16 protein-coding genes are annotated in these 22168 nt (G+C 44.4%); 11 read left to right on the top strand and 5 right to left on the bottom strand.

Annotated elements, in window-relative coordinates:
* The first annotated feature begins 61 nt into the window (after window positions 1–61).
* The 4 genes from OAG1_RS15775 to OAG1_RS15760 all read left to right on the top strand — a co-directional run bounded on the left by OAG1_RS15775 (window position 62) and on the right by OAG1_RS15760 (window position 10254).
* On the top strand, window positions 62–2884 hold the full coding sequence (locus tag OAG1_RS15775; protein WP_338621937.1) for a glycoside hydrolase family 9 protein: 2823 nt from the start codon (window positions 62–64) through the stop codon (window positions 2882–2884).
* Between the two features lie 66 nt (window positions 2885–2950).
* Window positions 2951–5110 (top strand): cellulase family glycosylhydrolase, encoded by a 2160-nt coding sequence (locus OAG1_RS15770; RefSeq protein WP_338621936.1) that lies wholly within the window; start codon window positions 2951–2953, stop codon window positions 5108–5110.
* 437 nt (window positions 5111–5547) lie between these two features.
* Entirely contained in the window at window positions 5548–8373 is a 2826-nt protein-coding gene (locus OAG1_RS15765; protein ID WP_338621935.1) for a glycoside hydrolase family 9 protein, read from the top strand.
* Window positions 8374–8526: 153 nt separating this feature from the next.
* Complete coding sequence (locus OAG1_RS15760; protein ID WP_338621934.1) at window positions 8527–10254, top strand: DEAD/DEAH box helicase; 1728 nt, start codon at window positions 8527–8529, stop codon at window positions 10252–10254.
* Window positions 10255–10351: 97 nt separating this feature from the next.
* Here the strand turns inward: OAG1_RS15760 and OAG1_RS15755 are convergent, their stop codons facing one another.
* Window positions 10352–10951, bottom strand: a complete 600-nt coding sequence (locus tag OAG1_RS15755) for a phosphoribosyltransferase family protein (protein ID WP_338621933.1) — start codon at window positions 10949–10951, stop codon at window positions 10352–10354.
* Window positions 10952–11044: 93 nt separating this feature from the next.
* On the opposite strand from OAG1_RS15755, the gene OAG1_RS15750 reads away from it, so the two are divergent.
* Window positions 11045–11614: a phosphoribosyltransferase family protein gene (locus OAG1_RS15750; RefSeq protein WP_338621932.1), complete on the top strand. Its 570-nt coding sequence runs from the start codon at window positions 11045–11047 to the stop codon at window positions 11612–11614.
* A gap of 177 nt (window positions 11615–11791) precedes the next feature.
* Window positions 11792–12811, top strand: coding sequence for an endonuclease/exonuclease/phosphatase family protein (locus tag OAG1_RS15745; protein ID WP_338621931.1), 1020 nt, complete (start codon window positions 11792–11794; stop codon window positions 12809–12811).
* A 45-nt stretch (window positions 12812–12856) separates the two neighbouring features.
* Here OAG1_RS15745 and OAG1_RS15740 read toward each other — a convergent pair whose 3' ends face one another.
* Entirely contained in the window at window positions 12857–14581 is a 1725-nt protein-coding gene (locus OAG1_RS15740) for a sulfotransferase (RefSeq protein ID WP_338621930.1), read from the bottom strand.
* 501 nt (window positions 14582–15082) lie between these two features.
* Here OAG1_RS15740 and OAG1_RS15735 point away from each other — a divergent pair.
* The 4 genes from OAG1_RS15735 (at window position 15083) to OAG1_RS15720 (ending at window position 18592) form a co-directional block, all read left to right on the top strand.
* Window positions 15083–15940, top strand: a complete 858-nt coding sequence (locus tag OAG1_RS15735) for a formate/nitrite transporter family protein (protein WP_016401003.1) — start codon at window positions 15083–15085, stop codon at window positions 15938–15940.
* 14 nt (window positions 15941–15954) lie between these two features.
* Entirely contained in the window at window positions 15955–17676 is a 1722-nt protein-coding gene (locus OAG1_RS15730) for a bifunctional protein-serine/threonine kinase/phosphatase (protein ID WP_338621929.1), read from the top strand.
* 44 nt (window positions 17677–17720) lie between these two features.
* Window positions 17721–18170 (top strand): cyanase, encoded by a 450-nt coding sequence (gene cynS, locus OAG1_RS15725; RefSeq protein ID WP_152779823.1) that lies wholly within the window; start codon window positions 17721–17723, stop codon window positions 18168–18170.
* A 170-nt stretch (window positions 18171–18340) separates the two neighbouring features.
* Window positions 18341–18592, top strand: coding sequence for a DUF2999 family protein (locus OAG1_RS15720; protein ID WP_338621928.1), 252 nt, complete (start codon window positions 18341–18343; stop codon window positions 18590–18592).
* Window positions 18593–18693: 101 nt separating this feature from the next.
* Here OAG1_RS15720 and OAG1_RS15715 read toward each other — a convergent pair whose 3' ends face one another.
* The 3 genes from OAG1_RS15715 to OAG1_RS15705 form a co-directional block, all read right to left on the bottom strand.
* Window positions 18694–19743 carry a hemolysin family protein gene (locus OAG1_RS15715; RefSeq protein ID WP_040306974.1) on the bottom strand — a complete coding sequence of 350 codons (1050 nt, stop codon included), beginning with the start codon at window positions 19741–19743 and terminating at the stop codon, window positions 18694–18696.
* Window positions 19744–19988: 245 nt separating this feature from the next.
* Entirely contained in the window at window positions 19989–20378 is a 390-nt protein-coding gene (locus OAG1_RS15710) for a hypothetical protein (protein ID WP_338621927.1), read from the bottom strand.
* A gap of 372 nt (window positions 20379–20750) precedes the next feature.
* Window positions 20751–21332: a hypothetical protein gene (locus OAG1_RS15705; RefSeq protein ID WP_338621926.1), complete on the bottom strand. Its 582-nt coding sequence runs from the start codon at window positions 21330–21332 to the stop codon at window positions 20751–20753.
* 459 nt (window positions 21333–21791) lie between these two features.
* On the opposite strand from OAG1_RS15705, the gene OAG1_RS15700 reads away from it, so the two are divergent.
* On the top strand, window positions 21792–21959 hold the full coding sequence (locus OAG1_RS15700) for a hypothetical protein (RefSeq protein WP_338621925.1): 168 nt from the start codon (window positions 21792–21794) through the stop codon (window positions 21957–21959).
* Window positions 21960–22168 lie beyond the last annotated feature (209 nt).

Here is a 22168-nt window from a genome sequence, read left to right as displayed (position 1 = left end):
TACCTTCACAAAGATGAAGAGGAAGAAAATAGCTAATTTTGCAAATATAGAGAGATACGCAATGATGTTAAGGAAAACACTTCTCGCTACGGCGATGGTAACCAGTGCGGTGTCGGCGCACGCAGCCAATTATGGTGAAGCGCTACAAAAATCCATTTATTTTTACGAAGCTCAACAATCGGGAGTTTTGCCCGAATGGAACCGAAATGAATGGCGTGGCGATTCGGCACTTGGTGACGGTAGCGACAACAATGTAGATCTAACCGGTGGTTGGTATGATGCAGGTGACCACGTTAAGTTTGGCTTCCCAATGGCGTCTACCGCCACAATGTTGGCTTGGGGGGTAGTGGAATACCCAGAAGCTTATGCGCAAACCAACCAACTAGAACACATTAAAAACAACCTACGTTTTGTGGCCGACTATTTTGTTAAAGCCCATACCGCGCCAAATGAATTATGGGGCCAAGTAGGTAAAGGCAGCGTAGACCATGCGTGGTGGGGTTCTGCCGAAGTAATGCAAATGGAGCGTCCATCATACAAAATTGATGCAGCTAATCCTGGTTCTGATTTAGCGGGGGAAACCGCAGCAGCGCTAGCAGCCATTTCCATGGTGTTTAAAGACAGTGATCCTAGTTACTCGGCGATGTTGTTGGAGCACGCCAAGCAGCTTTATTCCTTTGCCGATAATTATCGTGGCAAATACTCAGATGCTATTACCGATGCAAAAGCCTTTTATAACTCATGGAGTGGTTATCAAGACGAGTTGGTGTGGGGAGCAATTTGGTTGTATCAAGCCACTAACGATGTTGCTTACTTGGATAAAGCCAAACTCGAATATCCTAATTTAGGCACCGAGGGACAAACGGAGTATCGCGCTTATAAATGGGGCCAAGCGTGGGATGATAAGTCTTATGGCTCTTATGTTTTGTTAGCTAAAATTACTGGCGAGCAAGTTTATCAGGATGATGCAGAGCGCTGGTTAGACTATTGGACCACCGGCTTTAACGGTGAAAAGATCACTTACACGCCGGGTGGCTTAGCCTTTTTGGATGTTTGGGGCGCAGCGCGCTACACCTCTAATACGTCATTTTTAGCGCTGATTTATTCCGACTTTTTAAAAGCCAATAACCTTGCAGCAGGCAAGGCGGAAACCTATTACAACTTCGCGAAAAGCCAATTAGATTACATTTTGGGTGATAACCCACTGAACATTTCTTACCAAATTGGCTATGGCGATTACCATCCAACCAAACCTCATCACCGCACGGCCCATGGCGCTTGGGCTGATAGCTTATCAAGCCATCCAGAAGAAAACCGTCACTTGTTAGTGGGCGCATTGGTAGGCGGCCCTGGCGACGATGATTCTTATGCCGATGACCGTGGTGACTACTATAAGAACGAAGTTGCAACCGACTATAACGCCGGCTTTACTTCAGCCCTAGCGCGCTTATGGCTAGATCATGGTGGAGCGCCAATAGCTGAAGCCGATTTCCCGGCTAAAGAAGTGCGCGACACCGAATTATTTGTTGATGCAAAAGTAAACTCAGAAGGGCCGCGCCATATCGAAATTAGCGCCCGGGTCCACAACCACACAGCTTGGCCTTCTCGTGTTACTGATGACCTAAGTATTCGTTATTGGGTTGATTTAACCGAGGTGGTTGCTGCGGGTTACACCGTTGACGATGTAACTATCTCAACGGCTTACTCCCAAGGTACTGGTTATAGCGGCTTACATCCATGGGGGAATGATGGTGACAACATCTACTACGCAGATATTAGCTTTGCTGGTGTAGACATCTACCCAGGTGGTCAATCGCCATCGAAAAAAGAAGTACAGTTTCGACTAGCCTTGCCAACCAATACCAACGATCCAGATTGGGATAACGCAAACGATCCTTCTTGGGATAACTACACTAATGCACATGAACTGGCACCGAAAATCGCCATGTACGATGCAGGTGTTTTAGTGTGGGGCAGTGAGCCAAGTGCCGCGTGTGGAGGTGCTACCGGTATTAACTGTGCGCCAATTGCCCAAAACCAATCGGTAGATACAGCCTTTGATACTCCGGCGTCTGTCACCTTATCTGCTACCGACAGTGACGGTTCTATAGCAAGTTATGCCATTGCTAGCCAGCCAAGTCAGGGTACGGTAACACTAACAGGGAATGTTGCTAGCTACGTACCTAATGCAGGTTTCTTTGGTAGCGATAGCTTCACCTTTACCGCAACTGATGATCAAGGTGAAGTCTCTCAAACAGCGACGGTAACGGTTGAGGTTGCTGCGCCAATAATCCCAGCGGTAGCTATTAGCTCACCGGATAACGGCACAGAGGTTAGCCCTAGCAGTGACGTTGTGTTGCAGCTTGATGTTGCCAACGCTTATGGCGCTAATGTTTATCTTGATGGCGCATTAGCCGCCAACCGAGTTGGCAGTGGTGCGGTAACTATTAGCATGCCTGCTACAGAAGGTGCTGTGGCTATTTTAGTCATTGCCACTGATGAACAAGGAAGCGAGTTAAGCGCAGAAGCCAGCTTAAGCTTGGTGGTTAAGCAAGGTGCAGAGCCTCCAGTAGGTGATGGCTTAAGCTGTGAAGTAGGTAAAGCTGACACTTGGTCTACCGGCTTTGTGATTAACAGTATCACGGTAACCAATGCAGGCAGCGAAGCGGTAAGTGGCTGGAAAGTGAATCTAGTATTTACCGACCCAGTGAGCCTAGCTAACGGTTGGAATGCCCAGCTTAATGCCTCAAGTGATGGTTTAGGTATTAGCGCTAGTAACGAGGTATACAACGGTCAGCTTGCGCCTAATGCGAGTGCCTCGTTTGGTCTACAAGGCGAGCATTCAGGCACCTTTGTTGCCCCTACCTGTGAAATTTTACCTTAGAACTTAACACCCCAAAGCGGCCTTAATTGGCCGCTTTTCTCATTGGGAAATGTTATGGAGAACAAAATGAATACATCTAAAACACTACTCGCTAAATGTGTGGGTTTTGCTGCGGCCTCGTTATGCAGTGCAAGTTTATTGGCGGCACCGCTGCCTGGCGATGATTGGCTTCATGTAGAAGGCAATCAAATTAAAGATATGCAAGGCAATACGGTTTGGCTTACCGGGGCTAACTGGTTTGGCTTTAATACTACCGAGCGAGTGTTGCATGGTTTGTGGTCGGTGAATTTGGAGAGCACCATTCAGGATATTGCTACTCGCGGTGTCAACTTACTGCGGGTGCCTATTTCTACCGAGTTACTTAAAGAATGGAAAAATGGCCAGTTTGTGCCAATTCAAGTGAATGCTTCGGCTAACCCAGATTTAGCTACAGCTACTTCATTGGAAGTGTTTGATGCCTTAATTGCCGCTGCTAAAGCGAGTGGTATGAAGATCTTGCTTGATGTTCACGGTGCCGAAGCCGATAACATGGGGCATATTGCGCCGCTTTGGTACAAAGGCGATATTACTTCAGAAGATTTTTACTCCACTTGGGAGTGGGTAACCGAACGTTATAAAAATGATGACACCATCATCGCCTATGACCTAGAAAATGAACCTCATGGTAACCCTCAGCAAAGTGCCGCTGGTGAGTTTGCCAAGTGGGATGACAGTACCGATGAAAACAACTGGAAGCATGCCTGTGAAACAGTATCTAACCGTGTGTTAGATATTAACCCTCACATCTTAGTGATGTGTGAAGGCATTGAAGCGTATCCCGTGGAAGGTAAAAACTGGGAAAGCAAAGGTAAAGACGATTTTCACTTTAATTGGTGGGGCGGCAATTTACGTGGCGTACGCGAATTCCCGATTGATTTAGGCGCACGCCAACAGCAATTTATGTATTCACCACACGACTATGGGCCTTTGGTATTTGAGCAAGAGTGGTTCTATCCAGGGTTTAACAAAGACACCTTGTACCAAGATGTGTGGAAAGATAACTGGATGTTTATTCATGAAGAAGGTATTGCACCGCTGCTAATTGGTGAGTGGGGCGGCTTTATGGATGGTGGTCCAAATGAAGCGTGGATGGTAGCAATCCGTGATTTGATTATTGAGCATCAATTACACCACACCTTTTGGTGTATTAATCCTAACTCTGGCGATACCGGAGGCTTGCTAGGCCACGATTGGACTACCTGGGACGAAGATAAATATGCTTTGTTTAAGCCTTCTTTGTGGACTAACGATGCTGGCAAATTTATTAGTTTAGATCATGAGGTTGCACTAGGAGGAGAGGGCAGCACCACTGGTATTAGTTTGAATGATTACTACCAAGGGCTAAATCCTTCGGTAAGCATTAATTCTCCGGCTGCAAACAGCATTGTGCTTACAGGCTCACAAGTCGTGCTTGGTTACTCGGTGAACAAAGCGGCTTCGGTTAATATTTATCTTGATGGAAGTTTGGTGAAAAACGCACCTACTGCAGGTAGTGCTAGTATCACTGCTCCCGCGGCAGAAGGTGATTTCACCATCATGATTGTTGCCGTAGACAGCAACGGTACAGAGATGGCGGTAAGTGACAGCATTACTTTAAGTGCTCTGAATGAAGTACCGCTGCAGCCAGAGGTGAGCTTAAGTGCGCCTGCCAACAATACCAGTATTGAAGCCGGTAGTAGTTTTAGTGTGGTAGTAAGCTTAAAAGATGCCGCAGGGTTTGAAACTAACCTAGCCGGACAACTGCAATCGTTTAGTGGTACCAGCGGTGAGTTAACTGCGCCTGCAGAAGTAGGGGATTACACCTTAACGGTGACTGCGCAAGACGAGCAGGGGCAAAACCTTAATGCTACAGACAGTATTAGCTTAAAAGTGCTTGAACCGGCAGCAGCAAACTTGAGTTGTGAAGTTGGCGCGGCAGATTCTTGGGCTAGCGGTTTTGTGATTAACAGCATTACGGTTACAAATACCGGCTCAAATACTGTTTCAGCTTGGAACGCAGTGCTTGAATTCTCGCAAAGCGTAACGCTAGTGGGTGGATGGGGCGGCGTGTTTAATGCTTCTGCCCAAAGTATCGAAGTTACCAATGAAGCATACAATGGCCAATTAGCACCAGGGGCGAGTATCTCCTTTGGTTTGCAAGGTGGTCATTCTGGTAACTTTGCTGCACCGAGCTGTCGTATGCGTTAGTAAGACCTTCAATTTATTGACTAAATTAGCAGTATAGCTGTAAAGCCCTCATTACAATTTGAGGGCTTTTTTACTTTTTTAGTAAACGCTTTGTTTAACGCTAGTGTTATATGCTGTTTATTTTATTGTTGGCTTTGTTGTTTAGATAATAAAACTACCCTTCCTAAACTTTTCACAGTTTCAGCTGCTGAGTATTTTTTAGCACTGGAAATAAAAAACTCTGACCAACTAGGGTAAGCTCTTGCGGGTTTACTGATGAATAACATATTTGTTGGTCATTTAAGAAACCTAAGCTTCAATAGCTGTGCGGTGAACTTGCACAACACCAATGGTTATTGGGCAAAGAGTTTAGTTTTCGGTAAACGGCATTACTTCTTACCGCTACAAAGAATAGCTGAAGAAGGATTACGTTCTAAATTTTTGTGAGATAACTAAAGATGTTAAGGAAAACCTTACTAGCAAGCGCGATCATTTCCAGTGCAATGTCTGTTCAAGCAGCAAATTATGGTGAAGCGCTACAAAAATCGATTTATTTTTATGAAGCCCAGCAGTCAGGGGTATTACCTAGTTGGAATCGTACTGAATGGCGTGGTGATTCTGCGCTAAAAGACGGTAGCGATAACAACGTAGATCTTACCGGTGGTTGGTACGATGCAGGTGACCACGTAAAATTTGGTTTTCCTATGGCGGCCACTGCCACCATGCTTGCTTGGGGGGTAGTTGATTACCCACAAGCTTACGAGCAAACCAACCAGCTTAAACATATCAAAAACAATTTACGCTTTGTTGCCGACTACTTTGTTAAGGCTCACACTGCGCCTAATGAGTTTTATGGCCAAGTTGGCAAAGGTAGCGTGGATCACGCTTGGTGGGGCTCGGCCGAAGTGATGCAAATGGAGCGTCCTTCATACAAAATTGATGCAGCTAACCCTGGCTCTGATCTAGCGGGTGAAACCGCAGCGGCGTTAGCGTCTATTTCTATGGTGTTTAAAGATAGCGATCCAAGCTATGCCGCTATGTTGTTAGAGCACGCCAAGCAGCTGTATTCATTTGCCGATAACTACCGTGGCAAATACTCAGATGCAATTACCGATGCCACCGCTTTTTATAACTCTTGGAGTGGTTATCAAGATGAATTGGTCTGGGGTGCCATTTGGTTATACCGCGCAACTGGCGACGACAGTTACCTAAATAAAGCTAAAACGGAATACGGCTCTTTAGGTACTGAACCGCAAACAGATACGCGTTCTTACAAGTGGGGCCAAGCGTGGGATGATAAGTCTTACGGCGCCTATGTATTAATGGCAAGCCTAACTGGAGAAGCGCAATATCAAGCAGATGCTGAGCGTTGGTTAGATTATTGGACCGTTGGCTACAATGGCCAAAAAATTCGTTACACGCCAGGTGGTTTAGCGTTTCTAGATACTTGGGGGGCTGCACGTTATACCTCAAATACCTCATTCTTGGCTTTGGTGTATTCTGATTATCTTAAAGAAAACACCAACAAAACAGCTAAAGCCGATGTGTATTATAACTTTGCTAAAAGCCAGCTGGATTACATTTTAGGTGATAACCCACTTAATATTTCTTACCAAATTGGTTATGGCGATTACCACCCAACCAAGCCGCATCACCGTACTGCGCATGGTACCTGGAATGACAACTCTGGCGACCCAGTTGAAAACCGTCACTTATTAGTTGGTGCATTGGTTGGTGGCCCAGGTTTGGATGATTCGTGGGCTGATGATCGTGGCGACTACGTGAAAAACGAAGTGGCAACCGATTACAATGCTGGCTTTACTTCCGCGCTAGCGCGCCTGTGGCTTGACCATGGCGGTGATCCCATTGCAGAAGCAAACTTCCCAGCTAAAGAGGTTCGCGATACCGAGCTATATGTAGAAGCTAAAATTAACTCACAAGGCACTCGCCATATTGAGCTAGCGACTCGTGTACACAACCATACTGCGTGGCCTTCACGGGTAACCGATAAATTAAGCTATCGCTACTGGGTAGACCTAACAGAAGTGTTTGATGCTGGTTACTCGGTTGATGATGTACGTTTATCAACTGCTTACAGCCAAGGTTCTGGGTATAGCGGTTTACACGCTTGGGGTAATAACGAAGACAACATCTATTACGCTGAGATTAGCTTTGATGGCGTAGATATTTACCCCGGCGGTCAATCAGCTTCTAAGAAAGAAGTACAGTTCCGTTTATCGTTACCAACCAATACCAACAACCCAGATTGGGATAACAGTAATGACCCATCTTGGGAAAACTTTAGCAATGCATACAAGCTAGCAAATAACATTGCTTTGTATGATAACGGCGAGTTGGTATGGGGTAATGAACCATCGGCTGCTTGTGGCCCAACTACCGGCATCAACTGTGCGCCTATTGCGCAAAGCCAAAGTGTTAGCACTGAGTCTGACACTGCTGTGTCTGTTGAGCTAAGCGGCAGTGATTCTGATGGTGATGTTGTTAGTTACGAGATAGCCTCTCAGCCTGCAAACGGCTCGGTTAGTCTAAGTGGTAAATTTGCAACCTACACACCTAATACGGGTACTTTTGGTAGCGATAGCTTCACCTTCGTGGCGATTGATGACCAAGGTGCTAAGTCAGCAGAAGCTAAAGTCACAGTTACAGTTGCAGAACCGATTGTACCTGCAGTAGTGATTAGCTCTCCTAGCAATGGCAGTGAAGTTCGACCAGCCAGTGAAGTTCAGCTTCGTCTTGATTTAGCCAACGCTTATGGCGCGAATGTATACGTAGATGGCGCATTAGCAACTAGTCGAGTTGGCAGCGGTAACGTAACGCTGACAATGCCAGAAACAGAAGGGCAGGTAGTGATTGTTGTAATTGCTACCGACGAGCAAGGTGAAGAGTTATCAGCAGAAGCTAGCTTAAACTTGAATGTTAAAGCGGGTGAACAGCCTCCTGTAGGCGGTGGTGATTCTGAGCTTACTTGTACTGTTGGTGAAGCCAATGTTTGGAATACTGGCTTTGTATTAGGCAACCTTAAGGTGACTAATGCCGGCGGTGAAGAGGTAACCGGGTGGAAAGTTCACCTAAGCTTCCCTCAACCAATTAGTTTGGTAAATGGTTGGAATGCTAAATACCAAGCCTCAAGTGATGGTTTAGGTTTAACCGCTGTGAACGAAGTTTACAACGGTCGTTTAGCGCCTAGCCAAAGCACCTCATTTGGTCTTCAAGGTGGATACAACGGAAGCTTTGAAGCGCCAAGCTGTGAAGTGTTACCTTAGTATCATTACCTTTTGAACAAGGCGGCTCAGGCCGCCTTTTTTAATGCCAATTTGGTAGCCGCTTTATGACGCAACTAAATAATCACTATAAAGCACTCCGGCTTAAACATGGCATAATAAGCCGATTTTTAACTAGCTTAGGGTTAACAAGTAATGTTTCAACTGCGCGACTACCAGCAAGCCTCGGTAGATGCCGTTCTCGCTCACTTTCGAAAAAGTGACGATTCCGCTGTGTTGGTGCTGCCAACTGGTGCTGGGAAAAGCATCGTGATTGCCGAACTTGCGCGTTTAGCGCGTCACCCTATTCTGGTGTTAGCCCATGTAAAAGAGTTGGTCGAACAGAATCATCAAAAGTTTAAAGACTATGGTTTTGAGTCAGGCGTTTATGCCGCAGGTTTAGGCTTAAAACAAAGCCAACTTCCAGTTACCTTTGCCAGTGTGCAGTCTTTAAGTCGCAACCTTGAAGCTTTTTCCGGCTACTACTCTTTGCTAGTGATTGATGAATGTCACCGGGTAAGTGAAGACGATGACAGCCAGTATCAGCAAATTATTCAGCATTTAAAGCAACAAAACCCACAACTAAAAGTGCTAGGTTTAACGGCTACTCCGTACCGTTTAGATAGAGGCTGGATCTACCAACATCATTATCACGGTTATGTTCGTGGCAGCGGCCAAGCTTGGTTTAAAAAGTGTATTTACGAGCTGCCGATGCGCCATCTCATTGCTAAAGAATACTTAACTAAGCCGCTGGTGGTGGATGCTCCCGCGGCGCGTTATCAATTTGATGATTTACCGCAGCAATACAGCGAGGCACAGCTCGACCAGTTTTTAGCTGCTTGCCCGCGAGTTACTCAAGCCATATGCAAACAGTTGGTTAAATTGGCAGAGCAGCGTAAAGGCGTAATGGTGTTTGCTGCTTCTGTTAACCATGCCAAGGAAATTGCACACTATTTACCAGAAGGACAAACTGCGGTCATCACCGCTGCTACCGCCAATACTGAGCGAGACAGCTTAATTGAACAGTTTAAGCGCCAACAGCTTAAGTTTTTAGTGAATGTATCGGTGTTAACTACGGGTTTTGATGCGCCGCATGTGGACTTAATTGCTATTTTGCGGCGCACTGCTTCGGTAAGCTTGTATCAACAAATCGCCGGCCGAGGTTTGCGTTTATTCAAAGACAAAACCGATTGCCTAATTGTTGATTATGCAGGTAATAACTACGATCTCTATCAGCCAGAAATTGGCGAAGTGAAACCCAACCCTAACAGTACATTGGTACAGGTAAGTTGCCCGCAATGCCAATTTGCCAATATGTTTTGGGGCATTACCGATAAAGATGGTGATGTTATTGAACATTATGGTCGACGTTGCCAAGGGTTAGTGGCAGACCCAGATGAGCCAGCAAAACAAATCCAATGTACTTACCGCTATAAATACAAGCAATGCTCACAATGTAATGCCGAAAACGATATTGCAGCACGGCAATGTCAAAGCTGTGGCTTTCAATTAATTGACCCAGACAAGCAGCTTAAAGATGCGCTGCAGTTAAAAGACCGTAAAGTGCTAAGGTGCAGCGGCATCTCGGCTAGCTGCGATGGCAATAAACTTAAATTGGTTTATCACGATGAAGATGGCGCAGAGCTTAGCGAATCCTTTAACTTTGATTACGCCAAAGCCAAGCAACAATTTAACGCTGTGTTTAGTCGCCGAGTCTCTGAGCAAGCAGCTCTTATTGACGATGCAAAAGAAGCAGAAGCATTAGTAACAAAACTTGTAGCCCCCGACTTTGTTATCGCTAAAAAGCAAAAGCACTACTGGGTTATTGAGCACCGGATTTTTGATTACCAAGGCAATTATCGAAGAGCTAATCAGCAGTATTAGATTTCAAAATGCAAAGGGGAGAATATCCAATTTTAGCTTAGCCCCAGTGCGCAGAAAAAAGCGGCTTAGTAGCCGCTTTATTTTTATCTGAAGAATTTTACCCCAATAATTCTGGTTTAATCAGTGGTGCTACAAAGCCTTTGTGTTGCCGTATTTCTTCTAAGCTCAAGCCGGTTAATTCATAGGGGAAGACCAGCCATTGCTCGGTTTGGTGCAGGCAAAAATCGGGCTTTAACGATGTTTGGTTAAACTTAGGTCGCTCCCATAAGGTGGCTATTTTTACTTGGCGCGGCATATTGAGTTTTAACTTGGATTTTAAACGTTTAATCACTGCTTCTACATTGTGGCCACTGCTAAACACGTCATCCACTATCAACAAGCTATCATCAACGTTTAGGTTTTCCAGTAAGTACTGAATACCATGAACTCTTATCGACTCGGGCTCTTGGAGTATTTGATGATAATTGGCTTGCCCTTGGTAGGAGGTGCGTACCGAAATATGGTCGGTTTTAACTCCTAAGGTTTGCAAACATTCTTGCACGTAAATGCCTACAGCACTGCCTCCGCGCCACAGGCCAACGATAAAAGTAGGGCGAAAACCACTCTCGAAAATATGCACAGCTAAACGAAAGGAATCTTGAATTAAACTATCTTCATCTAAGTAGTGCTTTTGTAATTGGGCTGTCGGCTGGCTCATTGGCATGAAAAGTGTCCTTGAGTTTACGAGTTCTATAATGATAGTTTTATACTACACCTTTGACCAAAAGGTCAGTTTTAATCGTAGGTAATTATGAGCGACAAACTTTACATCACCGGGCAAGAGCTACTCGAAGATTCATTTCGCTTGGCCGAAAAAGTATTGGCAAGTGGTTTTAAACCTAGCTTTATTATTGCCGTGTGGCGCGGCGGTGCACCAATTGGTATCGCGGTTCAAGAGTTTTTGGCTTATCACGGTATTGCTAGCGATAATATTGCCATTCGCACATCTTCGTATGCTGCAGCTATAGATAATCAAGCAAAGCAGGTTAAGGTATTTGGACTAAACTACCTGGTGAAACATGTACAGCAGCATGACCGTTTGTTGATTGTTGATGATGTATTCGATACCGGCCGCTCTATTGAAGCGATTATTAATGAGCTGAGCCGCTTAGCGAGGTTAAATACCCCCAGTGATATTCGAGTTGCAGTTCCGTATTTTAAGCCAGAGCGCAATAGAACCGACCGAGTGCCAGATTACTATTTACATGAAACCAAGCAATGGTTGAAGTATCCGCATTCTCTTGAAGGCTTAAGCCCAAAGGAGATCGCCGAGCGTAGACCAGAGTTGTATCAAATAATAAAAGCGCATTTACCTAAGTAATGACCAATTCATAAATGCTAGATCTTGTGGGTAAAGCATTTGGCTACTAAGGCCGTATACCGCTTAAAGCTTGCTATAACTTTTGTCTAAAAACAAAATCATAAATCCGCAATAATAAAACTGCTAAATTGCACCATACTTGCTTAATGAGAGACTACTAATTAAGCGGAGCAAGCCATGGCGGTGAAATTTTCTGTAGCGACAGCGAATACTTTAAACCTCAATAGACCCAATTTACCGATGTATAGGGATCGACAAGGTTGGTTGCCAAACGAGTACGACAATAAGGTGCGTTGGTTAGTAAATCAGTTGCAAACTATTGGTGCGGATTTATGGGGTTTTCAAGAATTGTGGCATGCCGATGCTTTATTAGATTTGTTCCAAAATGCTGGGTTAGATTCTCAATATCACTTACTGGTGCCCGATGGGCATCAAGGTAAAATTGCTTGTGCAGCAGCAGTGCGTAATGAATTGCTGGTAGGGCAAGCGGAGTGGATTAGTCAGTTTCCGGCAAGCTTTAAGTTAGCCAGCCAAGGGGATGATGCGCAAACCGGCGCCTTAGACTTAGATATCAATAGCTTCTCTCGCCCGGTGCTGCATTTTCAAATAAAACCTCATGCCGATGAGGAGAATGTACATGTATATGTTTGCCATTTTAAATCGAAACGACCCACACGAATAGATAATGAAGATTGGTATGACGATGCGCAGCATAAACCGCATCGTAATGCCTTAGGTTATGCCATCTCTACTTTGCGCCGCACCGCGGAGGCTGTAGCGTTAAGAATGATCTTAACTGAGCAAATGAAACACACCGATACGCCAGTGATTGTGTTGGGCGACTTGAATGATGGTCAAGCCAGCAACACCTTGAATATTCTTACCGAGCAACCGCGCTTTTTATTAGACGGCGATGCGCGAGGAGGGGCCGATAACGCCTTGTATTCAGCGGGTACCATGCAGCAATATCGTAGTCAGCGTGATGTTTATTACACCCATGTGCATAACAACCAGCTTGAATCCTTAGACCATATATTACTCAGTGAGCAGTTTTACGATAAAAGCCGAGATAGAATTTGGGCCTTTAAAGGTTTAGAGGTATTTAACGATCATTTAAACGATGAGCATTACGAGCAACTAGGTGCTACAGACCACGGCATTATTAAAGCAAATTTTGTTTATAAGCCTTTAGATTAAACCAATTTTAGGGGGCTTAAGTGCAACGCTAAGCCCCCTAAAGCTCTATTGGGGGGCGTTGTGCTGGTAGCCAAACTGTTCAATAAACTCGGCCACCTTGGGAATGTGTGGTTGCAAGAATTGTTGGTAGTTAAGCCACTTGTAGCGTGACTCTGTATAAATCGGTTTAACTACTTGGTTACTTGAGGCAGACATAACAATTTTTTGTTGGGCGTGTTTCTCAAACTCTAAATAGCTACTGTTTGCAGACATCCCGAGGAACTCAAACACTTTGCTGGCTTCTTTCTCTAAATCTTCAACTAAGTCTTCGTAACGTACAAAATGAATATTTAAGGGTAATTCAGCTTGGTAGCGATTAAACAGCTTGAATACTTGCTGATAGCGCTTAAAGCAATCGCCTAGTTGGTTAAGCCAGGCTTGCTCTTGGTTATTGGCTGAGTTTTGCTGAAAGTTACTCAAGCATGTGTCGATTGGATGGCGTAAACAAAAGATAATCTTCGCTTTAGGGAAGAGCTGCAAGATGAATGGCAGATCTACCGTATAAAGCGGAAACTTGTCCACAATAAGACTATTGGCCTGCGGAGCCAAACCTAAGCTTTGGATGTAGCTAAAGTATTGCTCCCGCAATTGTTTTAACTCATCTTCTGTTAGTGTGGCTAGATCTTGCGGATAGCGTTTATTAAATTGGCTAGTGATGCTTTGAGTTAAATTATAAATAGAACGTGTTTCACTTAAGGCAACGATGTTCGGCTGAGTATCTAATATGTTCTCCAGCAGAGTAGTGCCAGAGCGATTAAAGCCCATCATAAACACCGGTTGTGGTTCATTGGCCTCAGCTTGTTGTTTGATGAAAGACAAGTCTAGCTTTTGAAATTCTGCCACTTTGTCTGTGCGCGTTTGCCCTTGAACGCGTTGGTGATTCAAACTCGCCATGGCCGAAAAATCGGCAAAGGCTGCTGAGTAGTCTTTCTGTTTATCGAAGGCCTCTGCCCGTAGTTTAAAAGCCGCCTTTTGGCGCATAAAGTCGAGACGGTCAATCAGTTCGTCGCTCAATAACTCTATAACGTGTTCGCTGTGACCGTTCCTTGCGCTTAGTTCTGCCTGGTAAAAACTTATCCAAGCTTTATTTACAAAATCAATTTGCGCTTGCTGCAACAATTGTTCGGCTTGTTGGTGCTCGCGAATGAACATTAGGGTGTCTATGGAAAATTCTAGCTGCCACTCTTCTACAAACTTGCTGTGGCTCAATAACTCTTCAATTAGGCGTAATATGAGCGCTCGTTGATTTTGACGTTTAGCGCTAGAGATGAGTAATGCTTGAGCTGGTGCAAATTGCCCTGGCCACGTTTTCATTTTTTCTGCCAAGCTGCTTAAATCTTGATATCTATCTTCTTCTAAGTAGCACTCGCCCAGAGCTGCAGCTACATCGGCATTATTTGCCTCACCAGTTAAGCTAAAGCTTTGTTCAAAATGCTCAATTGCCGATGAAAACAAGCCAAGTAGTTTTTCTGCCTTAGCCATGTTTTTGTAAGTGGCGCTTCGTTGTTGTTGGTGTTCGCATAGCGCTAATAAACTTTTATAGCTGGCTAAAGCACGCTCTAGTTTCTGCTGTTGAAAAAGTACATACGCCTCTAACTCTAGGCTTTTATAGTCTTGCTGAGACTTAAGCTTATTGATTTTGCCAATGGTAGATAAGGCTTGGCTATATTTACCCGCTTGTAAGGCCTTTACGGCTTTTTCCATAATGGCGTGGCGCATCTCAGGCTTCATTAGTGCTTCCTATCATGTCGAGCGTTTACTTGTTTGGCATTACTTTAAAGCAAAATAACAGTTTTTGATGCGTAGTTTATCGCAGTGCTAAAAGCCAATGGTGTTTCATGAAGAAGTGTTAGCTAGCGGTTAATTTCATCATTGAGCTGCCCAAGCTTGGGGAGTTGCGGCAGTAGCCTACTGCACCAACTTGTTGATTGTCCTTTATTGGTGCAATTATCAACATCTCGGTGCAAATCCAGTTAAATAAACACTTTTTGTTTTGCCACATTGTATTTGAAAATCAGGCTGCAGTTGCCGTGGTGTTAGGGTTTTGTGTGTTTTTTGTGGTGCTTGGCTTAACAATTGCAATTTCCCCTTTGTAGGTCAGGGACAGGCCCAAGCAGCAAGGAAGCAACGAAATCCGTTCTACTTGTAAAGGTGAACTCGCCAAGGGAAACCTAGGTGAACAGAACCAGCCAACAGTTTTTATCTACTACTTAAGCAATATAGGGAAATATTATGTCTTATTTAGCTCCTGCGGAGTTCGTAACCAAAATGGTTGACGCTGGTGAATCTAAAGTATTCATGTCAACACGAGATACTCTTATTCGAGCCTTTATGGCTGGCGCCATCTTGGCATTGGCAGCAATTTTTGCCATTACCATGGCAGTGAATACAGGCAACTTCCTCATTGGGGCTATTTTGTTCCCTGTTGGTTTCTGTATGCTTTATTTAATGGGTTTTGACCTTTTAACGGGTGTGTTTGTACTGGTGCCTTTGGCCTTGTTAGATAAGCGGCCTGGGGTTGATGTTAAAGGCATGCTAAGAAACTGGGGCTTTGTATTTTTAGGTAACTTTGCTGGTGCACTTACCGTTGCCTTCATGATGGCCTTTATCTTTACCTACGGGTTTAACATTGAAGCGGGCGCTGTAGGTGCTAAAGCTGCCGCCATTGGTGAAGCACGTACTGTAGGTTACGCAGAACATGGTGTTGCTGGTTGGTTTACTATTTTCATCCGTGGCATGTTGTGTAACTGGATGGTATCAATGGGCGTAGTAGGCGCAATGATTTCTACTAACGTTAGCGGTAAAGTAATCGCCATGTGGATGCCAATCTTCTTGTTCTTCTACATGGGCTTTGAGCACTCTGTAGTTAACATGTTCCTATTCCCATTTGGTTTGATTATGGGCGGTGATTTCTCAATCATGGATTACTTCCTATGGAACGAAATTCCAACTGCATTGGGTAACCTAGTAGGTGGTTTAGCCTTCACTGGTTTAACACTTTACACCACCCATGTAAGAACTGCGCCTAAACGCAAAGTAGCTAAAGCAGCAGTTGAAGCGCCAAGTAAAGCGGCTACCAGCAACGCTTAATTAAAGGACAGTAGATGACGAGCCAGCTGAGTATCTCCATCGGTCAGTGTTCTGATAAAGGTCGCAAAGACATTAATCAAGACAGTTATGGAAGCTATACTCCGCGTGGCTCTCTGCTCAATCATAAAGGCTTTGCTGCTGTGATGGCCGACGGCATAAGCAGCAGCGAAGTAAGTCAAATAGCCAGTGAAACTGCAGTAAAAACTTTTTTAGATGATTACTACTGCACCTCCGAGACTTGGTCTGTTCAACATGCTGCCGAAAAGGTCTTAGACGCCACCAACTCTTGGCTATATAGCCAATCGCAACAAAGCCCTTACCATTACGACAAAGACAAAGGTTATGTTTGTACGCTTAGTGCTTTAGTGATTAAAGGCAATAAGGCGCATATTTTTCATGTTGGTGATACCCGAGTGTATCGCCTCAATCAGCAGGGCTTAGAGTTACTCACTAAAGATCACCGACTATGGGTGAATGACAATAAAAGCTACCTAAGCCGTGCACTGGGTATTGAAGAATATTGTGAGTTTGATTACCACACGCTGCCTGTGAGCCCTGGTGATATTTTTTTGTTGGCTACCGATGGTGTGTACGAGTTTGTTGATGCAGAGCTTATCAACAATACTATTGCCCAATGTGCCAACGATTTAGAAGCAGCGGCAGCGCAAATTGTTGACAAAGCCTATCAGGCAGGCAGCGACGACAACTTAAGCTTACAAATAATAAAGGTAGAGCAACTAGCAGAACAAAGCTCTCAGCAGCTTAAAGAGCAAATAGAGACCTTACCTTTTCCCCCAGAGTTAAGTGCTCGTATGAGCATAGACAACTACACCATTGTTCGACAAATTCACGCCAGTAGTCGAAGCCACGTGTTTTTAGCATTGGATGAACAAAGCGGCGAGCAAGTGATACTAAAAACACCTTCGGTAGATTTGCGCGACGACCCCGATTATTTAGAGCGCTTTTATACTGAAGAGTGGATAGCGCGGCGTATTAACAGTGCCTATGTGTTAAAAGCAAGCCGCAACCCACGCCAACGTAACTACCTTTATACGGTATTTGAATACATAGATGGGCAAACCTTAGCCCAATGGATTACCGATAATCCCAAGCCAGAACTGGCTAAGGTGAGGGAGGTTGTAGAGCAAATTGCCAAAGGCCTACGTGCCTTTCATCGCATGGATATGCTCCATCAAGATCTTAAGCCAGACAACATTATGATTGATAGCTCTGGCACCATTAAAATTATCGACTTTGGCTCGGTATGGGCCGCAGGTCTTGCAGAGCAAACTCAAGATATTACCCAGCAACATTTGCTAGGCACTGCGTTATATTCGGCGCCGGAGTTGTTTTTGGGTATTGGCGGCAGCACCCGCGCAGAGCAGTTTTCGCTGGCAGTAATTACTTACTACATGATAAGCGGCCGCTATCCTTACGGTACTAAAGTGGCGGGTGCAAAAAGCCATGCAGCGCAAAAGCGCTTACGCTATCAATCGGTAATTGACAGTGACAGCGAAATCCCAGCTTGGATTGATGATGCCCTAGAAAAAGCGCTGCACATAAACCCCTTAAAACGTTACGAACAAATCACCGAATTTCTCTGTGATTTACGCCAACCCAACAAAGCTTTTTTGAATAAGGCTCGTGCTCCATTGGTAGAGCGCAATCCGGTGGCGGTATGGCAAGGGATCTCTGCAATTTTGGCGGCTATGGTGGTGTACCTATTACTTAGGTGAACACCGAGTTGTCTCGTTTTTCAATCAAAGGAAGGAAGCAAAAAATGATATCAAGTAGAGAAGAAGTAACTCAACAAATTGTATCAACCAAGGTGAGAAAAGGCATTAAGTGGAGTGAGGTTGCCAGCGCTATTGGTTTATCGAAAGAGTGGACAACTGCAGCGTGTTTAGGGCAAATGACTTTTGATAAAAGCCAAGCTGAAACCGTGGGCGATATTTTTGAGCTAAGTGACGAAGCCATCGCTTGGTTACAAATTGTGCCTTACAAAGGCTCACTGCCTACCGCTGTACCAACCGATCCGCTTATCTACCGCTGGTATGAAGTAGTAAATGTATACGGCAGTACTATTAAAGAGCTCATTCATGAAGAGTTTGGCGATGGCATTATGAGCGCTATTGATTTTTCGATGGACATTAAGCGTGAAGCCGATCCTAAAGGTGATAGGGTAAACGTAGTGTTGTCGGGTAAGTTTTTACCTTACAAAACCTACTAGATGCTAGCTTCATGAAGCATTAGAGCCAGCACCACGCTGGCTTTTTTTATGAACGACATGGCGAGATACTCGACCCGTAATCTACAAAGTTGTTGTTATGAGTACTGGTCAATTCCATACCTACAAAGCTAAACTGTCGCCTAATTTTATTTAGTCTAAAAGGTAATGTGATGAACCCAATTCTTACCATGTTGAGAGAGAACAATATTAGTGACCAGCAAATCAGTGAGCTTTTTGAAGTGCTTACTCAAAACCCCCTTGCTGCTATGGCGACTATTAGCCAATTAGGTTTGCCTCAAGAACAATTGCAATTGCTGATGGGACAGGTGATGCAGAACCCTGCTTTGATTAAAGAAGCAGTAGAAGAATTAGGTTTAGACTTTGCCAAAGTAGAGGCAGCTAAAGAACAGCTTAATAAATAAGACAAAAGCACTAAAACCGTCGGTTTTAGTGCTTGAAGATTAGCTGTTTGCTTAAAGTTTTGTTTACTTAAAGCTACTTTTGCTTCTAGGCTCGTTAGAACTTAGCGGCTATAGCGTTGGTTTTTGCTGCGTAAACGGCGTAACCACTGGAAGCGAGCTAATCGTTGCATGTCTTCAATGGCATCGGTTTCGTCGGTAATCTCTTGGCCTAACAGGGTTTCAATAATGTCTTCCATGGTAAGCAAGCCTTGTACTTCACCGTATTCGTTCACTACCGCTGCAATAAGCTCTCGAGCCTGTAACAAGCTTTGATAAGCATGCCTAACACTTACGCTAGCTGGCAGCATTAGCAACTTACGCGAGTAATCACTTATTTGTGTGTCGCCATTGCCGCTTGCAGCAGCGCCTAAAACATCTTGTTTATGCACGTAAGAGACAAAGTTGTCGCGCTCGCCTTGGTACACCGGAAAACGCGAAAACGGCTGGCTTAAGTGCTCTTCAACAAAGCTTGCCACGGTGCTGTTTAGTTCAACACGTTGCACTACCGCGCGCGGGGTCATCACTTCAGTAATCTTTAACTTTTCTAGTTGAAGTAGATTACGTAATACTTGCGATTCCCCTTGCTCAATCACACCTTGCTGGTGGCCAAGTTCGGCTAAGGCACTAATCTCGTCACGCAAGCTTGAAAAATCTTCTTGTTGTTTACCAATACGTGCAGTGATGCGATCACTTAACCACACAAAAGGGTAAAACACTTTAATCATCAAAGGCAGCAACCAAGAGGCAAACGGCGCAAGCTGGCGCCAGTAAGTTACTCCTAAGGTTTTAGGCACAATTTCAGACAATACTAATACCAGTACCGTCATAATTGCTGATGAAATGGCTAAGTATTGTGAGCCATAAAGCTCTGCTACTTGTGCTCCCACACCAGCGGCTCCGGCAGTGTGAGCAACAGTATTTAGGGTAAGAATCGCCGCCAGCGGCTTATCGATACTCGCTTTTAGCTTGGCGAGCCGCTCTGCAACTTTAGGATATTGCTGCTGTTGCAGCTGAATATAGCTAGGAGATACGCTAAGTAGCACCGCCTCTAGCACAGAACACAAAAATGAAACAATAATAGCAAGACACAAAAAACTTACTAAAAGAAACACTTAATCCACCATTTTATAAACCCAAATACACTGTTGGGCGTGCAGTAACGCTGCCACAAATAGTCTTGCCGCTGTCGTTAGCCGCAGTTTATCAAGTTATATCAACAAAAGGGCAGAAGAATATTTAGATTTACATAACTTGAGCGGTAAATATAAGGCACAAAAAAAGACGCCCTTAGGTGTCTTGGTTGACGGCACTTATGAATTAAAGGGGCTGAGTCACTTTATTTTCAGTTTGTTAGTGTTTAGGCCAGTTTAGCAGGCTGGTAGTAGCCTTGCTTGTTTAGCTTAACAGTGTAAATGGCAGCAAAAGTAAGGAATAAAAACTCGATTAATACCATTGCCCATTGCTGTATGCCTAAGTGTGCAAGTGCAGAGCGCATGTTAATGATGCTATGTAGGTTCATAACAACGCTGTAGCCGAAAATTGCAAAAATAAGCAAGCGGCTAATACCTATTCTAAGTATTAAGGTGAAGGCTGCCCCTAAGTAAAGAGAAGTAAAGCCTATATGGGGTAATAACAAGGGGATAGGTGCATTACCTAAGCCTGTTACAACATAAAACAGCTGTATTGTGCCTTGGTAAATAAAATAAGCAGCAATTAGCCAAACCAGTAGCGGTTTGTTATTAGTCATTATTTAATCATTCCTTGATATCTATTTTGAGTTGACGCTAAAGCAGCGAAGCGACTACCCAACTGTTAATTCAGTGAGGGGTAGGCGTTTTTAAGGCTCCCTAATTGTCTCATTGAGTTTTAGATCTATGAAAAGGTTTTGCGGCCAATCATACTCTAGGCTGCGGTCGTTGGGGGTAGGGTTGTAGTAGTAGGTGAATTCTACAAAGCCATTTGCTCTGCCTTGGGCTTTGTTTTGCTTTGTTCATGTAAGCGTGTACCGATACAAACCTGCGACGAAGTGCTTTTCTTCAAAGGCGTTCCCCTCGTCACGAAATCTCCTTAATGCGCGAGTAGCGCTTATTTCCGAATCGCTAGACAGCAGATTTTTCAGTTAATTATCGACTTCTTCAATACTATTGCGTTTACGCTTTGGGGACTGAACCATTTCAGGTAGTCCTCTTGTGTAAGTAGTAATTTTTTCTTTGACTACAGAAGCGCTTAGGGCCTGACGAAGTTCTAACAGTGCATGCCCAGCAAGACGAATATTGAGTGTGGTGTCGCCACCATCAAGCCAATGCTGGCTCATCTTTCGCTCGGCGCGGATGAGATATGGGGCAAAAGTGGCAGCCATAGTTGAATCCACTTTGCTTGTTACAATCAATAGCTGTTCTTGCGGTACTCGCAAGTGCTGGGTGGCTCTTAGCAGATCATGCTTCACGGCTCTCAAGTAGGGTATAGACCCCGCGATGACAAAAAAACTGTCTCGGTTGGCCTCGAACAAGGCGGTGAGAGAGTTAGGTTTTTGGGGCTTAAGTTTGGCCTTTCTTGCACATACTAACTCCCACCAACGCTGCTCTAATGTTGGTTTGTCCGAACAGCTATTCTTTTGTGTGGGTTTGTTTGAACGGTCGAACGTCGCTTGATAGCCAGGAATTTGCTCTGTTGAGTGCAACAGGCCTAATTCTGCAGACAAAACCCACAGTTCAGCGTCGGCATCTTCAGCAGACTTTTTGCGAAACTCCAGTGAGGCCCTTTATACATCTCTCCAGCAGGTAGGGATTCTTCGGCGCCTGCTTTCTCGGATGCTCTTATCCAGTCATCAGTCAACTGCTCCAAGTATTGATAGTCTTGGTACTCGTGAAGACATCCTCCAGCTTTCGCAGCTTTCGCAGCTTTTGCTTTGGCTTTGGTGCAGGTGGTGATTAGGTGAAGATTAGACATTGAAGCAATCGGTGATTAATAAATTCCAAATTCTGATTATTATGTAACAAATCTCCGCTATCAGCTACTCCAGATTGACTTGTTGTCGGTAGTATTTGTGAAAATGTCCAATAAATCGCAGTAAATGGTCAAGTTTGTAAGTAGCATAGTGGTTTTGAGATTCTGGATTGTACCACCATATTAGGAGTAGGCTGATTCGATGGGAGGCAAGGTGTCAATATTCGATCGGATTTCTCTCGGCGAGATTTGTGATGTGAGCGGCATTGCGGTTGAAGCAACCTACCGAGAGTTTTTGCAGAAAGTCGTCTCGGGGCAACTTTCTTTGAAAGATTCTGATTTAGATTGGTCCTCTTACTTACACCAAGTTATGGAGTCCTAACTCACAGAAGAAGTGTTGGATTACTTAGCTAATTGTTTTCCTGATGAGGAGTTATCAAAAGCTTGGACTCTATATATAAAGGTGTATGCAGGCTCGGATTCCACATAATAGTGTGCTCATCATAGAAGAAGACTTATTCAAGTTGGTTTGACGCCTATCAAAGATGTTTGGTCTTTGAGTTGTAAATATAACAGGTACACCGACTTGCT

The organism is Agarivorans sp. OAG1 (assembly GCF_037076485.1).
Lineage (GTDB): Bacteria > Pseudomonadota > Gammaproteobacteria > Enterobacterales > Celerinatantimonadaceae > Agarivorans > Agarivorans albus.
The sequence above is the reverse complement of the archived record's forward strand: the minus strand, read 5'-3'. Positions and strand labels throughout refer to the sequence as shown.